The following is a 5,672-nucleotide window of genomic DNA, read 5'->3' as shown; positions in this document are numbered from 1 at the left end:
AACGTCGATGGATGTGGGAGATCGTCGGGCTCAAGTCCAATAATCTCCAGAATTGGTCGCATCACCTCCAGCCGGTCGATGGTCATCTTGTAGGTCTCATCGAGGAAAATCCGTAGCCCGTGGAGGGAAATCATCGCGTACTCTGCGAAGCTGCCGCCGCCTTCCGGGGCGGCAGCTTCATCGGGATTGTCGCAATAACTTTTTGCCAGCGACACCATCTCCTCGGTGAAGCGGGTGGTGATGTTCATCCAAACTACCACTCACCCGCTTCAACTCCTTTGATTTACCGACCTACACCGACGCTGTCTAGTGATTCAATAGAGCCGAATGATTACTACCGTAGAGTTTGAGCTCGGCATTTGGATGAGAGCGTCGAACGAGAGGCCACGCTTCTACCAAGATATCTATACCTTTGTGACCTCGATCGTGACCAAGATAAACGACCTTTTCCTTGCTATGATCAGGAGTTACTTGCTCCAGTTGGTCGAGTAACTCATTCCTGATAAATGGCGTCGCCACCGATATTTCACCGCTGTACCATGTCGAATTTTCCAAAAACAAGTCAGAAACCGTGATGATTCCGTCAAGATATATATTGCATAGCCAACGTAATATTTTAGCATCTACGCTTTGATTAACCTTACCCAGGTACTTCAGAACCAGATTGTAGTTAATCATTGGATACATTGCTGAACCGAAGGGGCGAACGTTTGTATGTAAATATATCAACTTCGAATCTAATATCTCATCTGATAGATTTGGAAGTAAGTACAATGTACTGGGAGACTCGAACACGAATATATCGTAGCCTGGATCGAGATCGTCAGTTAAAAAGAAGAGATCTGAAAAAACTGACCCATTCAACGGACCCGGGAGGTCCCGCCGATACACAGTCTGAAAATCTGCGCCCACACTAATTGCCATTTTTCTGTGTATTGGGTGCATACTCCCCGATTCACCGGGTGCTGCAGTCTGGATGAAGCAAATATCCATACTGGTGTCCTTTCGCTGATTAGACATTAGTTGTTATATTTTCATCCCTGAGTTTATTTATTAGTGTACGCTTTTTAATAATTTTTTCTCCTAAGCGCGGATTTACAGAGTATATTTTACCTATAATTAGACCGACCTCATAGCTGTATCTGATATCTGGATCAAATATTATAGAAAAATATTTTTGCGGATGCCTCATTCGGAATTTCCGTTCAAGCGATCTGTTAACCGTTGTGCGTAACGGTCCAATATGTTCAATTACATTCATTGTATCAGCCTGGCAGTGCTCTACCCCATATTCGTCTTCCATACGCCAGCCAAAGTCCGTGTCTGCCCTCCAACCGGATAGTGCAGAATCGAACCCGCCGATCTTGAGCGCACTCTCTTTCCTATAGGCTAAGTTTGCCCCGACATAACCCCGAGGCTCACGGTCAAGTTTGTCTAAGAATCCCTCCAATAAGACCAGCTCGGGGTCGGAGTCGAAGTGATTCGCTATTCGTTCTATCCAAGTTACAGGAGGTCTGCAGTCATCATCTGTCTGCGCAATAACGTCTGCCTCCGCAGTTTTGATCCCCCTGTTTCTAGCTTCACAACGATTGATTGAGGCGTCCGAAACAACAATAACTTCGTACTTATCTGCTGTTTGATTAACTAAGGCAGGCGGAACTTCATACTCATTTTCTGGTATTGTTGGAATTACAACAGAGACGTTCGGGTCTGGGTGTGTTATTGGATGGTGTATTGGCATATTGAATTTGAAATGTTCTGCTCCCTTAATTACCTTAGCTATATATATCCGAGCGCCTTCAGTCGGTCTTTTGCTTCGTCCGCACCATCCTCATTCACTATACCACCAGGTTGGTCCTCCGTGACAGATCGGGGCTCACCGTCAAGTTGTAACCAAGGAACGTCAACGAGTTCTGGAACATATAACCCGGGCATATGTGAGTACCCTCGGACTGGAATTGGTTGTTGTCGCTCCCCGAGTAATTTGCCGTGATCAGCAGTAACAGATATCCGACCAGAAACCTTGTTTAACAGGTTCTCAACAGACTCCCAGACGATTTCAAGGTTTTCGCGGTAAGCTGCCCTGAGATCCTTTCGAGTTGTATCTCCTTGAGGATAATTTGAGTGACCCCAGTTCACCATCGACATTGATCTCCCTACCTCGCCCAGGTAAGGTTCGTGGGGTTGCATAAAGTGGACGATGATCCGCTTATCAGGATGGTTTTCGTGGGCCTCTTTCGCTAGTTCTGCCGTCGTCTCAGGTGAGACATACGCACCACCGTCAGTCATTTCTGTAGGGACCATGATCAATTTGTGGAACGTATCCTCGTCAAGTTTTGCAATAAATGGATTTCCAGTAACGTAAACAGTATCGTGGAATGTGTCTTCCGCAAATTCATACTGTGCAAACTCGCTGCTATGACTGGAATTCGTCCGTCGCTTGGTTAGGTGGCCCTCACCCTCGTAGAAGTCACTAAAATAGTCATACCGGGCGCAATCTAAAAGAATCAGCGTATCCCACTTTTTTTCCATCACGCTCGTCGTCTCTGGCGGACCAATAATTCGGAACCACGCTCGATTAAGTTCTGTGAAAATCTGATTTATTGTCTCTTTATAAAGGTCTGGCCTACTGAGGACGTTTGTTACCCTCGACCCAATTGTCATATACTACAGTATATCGCTACAACATAAAAATATTAGATATCGCCATCTAGGTGATGATTTTAGAGGGCACTGTTTAGTACAGCACCTCCTCGACAGTACTGCGGCCATCTAATGCTTGGTTCTGCCGATTACGGTTGTAGTAATGTCTGAAGCGCCTGAGTCAACGCTTCGTGCTGGCTTGACTTCCCCGCCAGAATATGTGGAAGCGGTCGATTCGCATGGTTACAGTCTGGAACCATTTTTCGATGTGGTTCCGGTCGGTGTAGTTGAGTTGACCGCTCAACTTTTGACGAACGAGGGCAGTCAGATAGCCGCCAGCATCGACGAGAAACTCGGTGTCAGAGACATCGTGTTTCTCGGTGAGCCGATGGAGAAACGCCGCCGCGGGACCGATCCCGCGGCGGCTGTAAACATCGATCTTCAAGAGCAACTTCGAGTCCGTGTCGATCGCGGCGTACAACCACTTCTTTTCGCCGTTTACTTCGATTTGTTTCTCGTCAACCGCGACCCGCGACGGTTCCGCCGTCGACGGGTCCCTCTGTGTCTCGGCTAACTTCTCCTTCCAGTTCCAAACCGTCTGATAGCAGCGATCGACACCTACCTAGGCTAAGACTCTATCGACTTCACGCACCGAAAACCCTATCGGAGTGAAGCCGAACCGCGAAACAGTTCACGGTGTCGGCGTAAGTTCATTCTCCCAAATGTATTCATCGTCTATCTCTAAATACTCTCTGAGCAGGTCTCTTTGAGTGTCATGGACACCACTCACTACGACCCGCTCACTTCTCAAATACCCTCACTAGACAGTGCCCTTCACCGCATGAATTCAGACGTCTAAACATGGATCTGAATTCAACTAGTAGCAGTATTCACCAAGGGACGCAGTACCCGTTGTGCTTCTGATCGGATTGGTTCGTACATGAGCACGACTGCCCCATAGACGACACCACCGACCAGTACGACTCCGAGTAGCGAGTATATGGACTCGATCGCAACGAGGCTGTGGAGGGTGTATACACAAACTCCCATTACGCCTGAAGCGACGATACTCCACCCTGCCTCACGTACAGGAAGATGGATATCGACGAACTTGTTCAGGAAGTACGCGTGAAGTAGCGTGTTCACTGCGAACGCGAGAGTCGTCGCGATTGCAGCTCCCACTAACCCGAATTGCCAGATTAACACTACGTTGAACACCAGATTGAGAATTGCGGATATTACCGCCGCGACGGCTGCGAGATCGGGTCGATCGATACCATTGAGTGCCTGACTAAGGAGAATGTGAAGTGACTGTGGGATTTTTCCGGCAGCCAAGACGATTAGTGCTAACCACGCAACCGTGAATTCTGGACCATAGAGAACTCGAAGCAAGTCCTCTGACAGGATAAGTGTCCCTACGAATGCGGGAATGACCAGCAACAGGGAAGGGAGGAGTGCCGACGGAATTGCCGATTCGATCCTGTCGGTTGCGTCCTCGGCATCCCAGCGTGAGAGTTGTGGAAAGAGTGTTATCGCAATCGACTTACCGACTAGCATAACCACCAGGGCTAATCGCCACGCGTTCTCATAGGCTCCCACGTCGCCACGGGTTACTCCCGTCCCAACGACGACGAACATTGTCATGACGGCAACGTCTATCCAGCTGTAAAAGAAACCACCAATGGACGACACAGCACTAAATTGGGCGTACTCTAAGATTGATTTGGCGTGTTTGATCGTTGGTCGACCGATCGGTATCGACACCTTCCACCAGCCGATAATCGCCATCAACAGCGAACCGAACAAGTATCCGTATATCAGTCCACGGACTCCGTATCCTTTTAGGTAGAACAAATATCCAACGACGAGCCAACTGAGAGGTCGGATAACTTCCAGGATGGCGGTTTCTCCGACCCGCAACTCGCCGCGTAGTACGGCCATTGAAAACCCACCGGCCATTTTGACGAAAAGAGTGACAACAAACAGCAAGGCAAGATCAGCTCCCAGAAATTGATTGACGTATTGTTCGAAAATCAAAACGAGGATACCGACTATCAAGACTATCGGTGTTTTGAGCACTAGGGCAGCACCGAGATACGAACTTTTTTTTGTCCCTTCACTGAGCCGCTTGTTCGTCGCTTCCCCAATACCCAGGTCAGCCGGAAGTCCAACAATTCCCAAAAGTGCGAGAAAGGGATAGTATGTGCCGAGAGGAGATGCGCCTAGTTTCCTAGAGAAAATGATAACAGCGAGGAAACCGAACGCTGCTTTAAAAGCTCTCGCTACGAACATTTTCAAACTCGACTTGGCGAGATTCACTCTGTCGATATAGGTTTACATCTAATTGGTATAATAGATACCGATATCGCGGAATTAGTTTGGATAATGGTTATGATCTTCTTATAAGGACTATCGCTATTTTCTATCTAAACTTCCAAAGGGACTGTTGGTAGTTGTAATGGCGGTGTTCAGATAAGGATGAATAGCGAGGCGGTGTGTTTTCTGAGTGCCTATGCCCGAAAACACACGCCTCGGCGGAAGTATCGACCAGATCGACTTAGAGTTTGTTGAACGCGAGGCGACACCGCGACTGCTGATGAAGCTCGGTATTCAGTTGCACCTTGCTGGACTCTCGCTTTCGAATACCGTTTCGGTTCTTGATATATTCGGTGCCGAGCGAGCGCGATCCACCGTGCATAATTGGGTTCACAAGGCAGATCTACAGCCCGAAACTGGATGCAGTCCGGATCACGTTGCGGTTGACGAGACCGTGATCCGACTCAACAACGAGCAATATTGGCTGTACGCTGCGGTCGACCCCGACACGAACGAATTACTCCATACAAAGCTTGAACCGACGAGAACGAACGTTATTGCTCGCGCATTCTTTGCCGAACTCCGCGAGAAACACGACGTTGACGATGCGGTGTTTCTCATCGATGGTGCAGCACCGCTGAAAGACGCCTGCCAACGACACGGCCTCGATTTCAGATACGAACGCCACGGAAATCGGAACAGTGTCGAACGTG

At 48.5% G+C, this 5,672-nt stretch carries 5 protein-coding genes and 2 pseudogenes; 1 reads left to right on the top strand and 6 read right to left on the bottom strand.

The window, feature by feature from the left end; genetic code table 11:
• The 6 genes and pseudogenes from BMX17_RS24450 to BMX17_RS24435 all read right to left on the bottom strand — a co-directional run.
• A pseudogene (locus tag BMX17_RS24450) lies at positions 1–248 on the bottom strand (IS5 family transposase); the annotation flags it as partial.
• A gap of 58 nt (positions 249–306) precedes the next feature.
• Entirely contained in the window at positions 307–993 is a 687-nt protein-coding gene (locus tag BMX17_RS25685) for a glycosyltransferase family protein (protein WP_139203772.1), read from the bottom strand.
• Positions 994–1,012: 19 nt separating this feature from the next.
• Entirely contained in the window at positions 1,013–1,741 is a 729-nt protein-coding gene (locus BMX17_RS25680; RefSeq protein WP_139203771.1) for a glycosyltransferase family 2 protein, read from the bottom strand.
• A gap of 38 nt (positions 1,742–1,779) precedes the next feature.
• Positions 1,780–2,664 carry a hypothetical protein gene (locus BMX17_RS24445; protein WP_092665148.1) on the bottom strand — a complete coding sequence of 295 codons (885 nt, stop codon included), beginning with the start codon at positions 2,662–2,664 and terminating at the stop codon, positions 1,780–1,782.
• A gap of 73 nt (positions 2,665–2,737) precedes the next feature.
• A pseudogene (locus tag BMX17_RS24440) lies at positions 2,738–3,433 on the bottom strand (IS6 family transposase).
• 83 nt (positions 3,434–3,516) lie between these two features.
• On the bottom strand, positions 3,517–4,962 hold the full coding sequence (locus tag BMX17_RS24435) for a flippase (protein ID WP_244515109.1): 1,446 nt from the start codon (positions 4,960–4,962) through the stop codon (positions 3,517–3,519).
• A gap of 193 nt (positions 4,963–5,155) precedes the next feature.
• On the opposite strand from BMX17_RS24435, the gene BMX17_RS24430 reads away from it, so the two are divergent.
• The coding region (locus BMX17_RS24430) for an IS6 family transposase (protein WP_092665145.1) at positions 5,156–5,672 on the top strand (517 nt) is incomplete at its 3' end.

Source organism: Halorientalis persicus (genome assembly GCF_900110215.1).
Classification (GTDB): Archaea; Halobacteriota; Halobacteria; order Halobacteriales; family Haloarculaceae; genus Halorientalis; species Halorientalis persica.
The sequence above is the reverse complement of the archived record's forward strand: the minus strand, read 5'-3'. Positions and strand labels throughout refer to the sequence as shown.

Bases quoted from the DNA above. Each gene is read 5' to 3' on its own strand.
- BMX17_RS25685 (WP_139203772.1), bottom strand. From the start codon at position 993: ATGGATATTTGCTTCATCCAGACTGCAGCACCCGGTGAATCGGGGAGT.
- BMX17_RS25680 (WP_139203771.1), bottom strand. From the start codon at position 1,741: ATGCCAATACACCATCCAATAACACACCCAGACCCGAACGTCTCTGTT.
- BMX17_RS24445 (WP_092665148.1), bottom strand. From the start codon at position 2,664: ATGACAATTGGGTCGAGGGTAACAAACGTCCTCAGTAGGCCAGACCTT.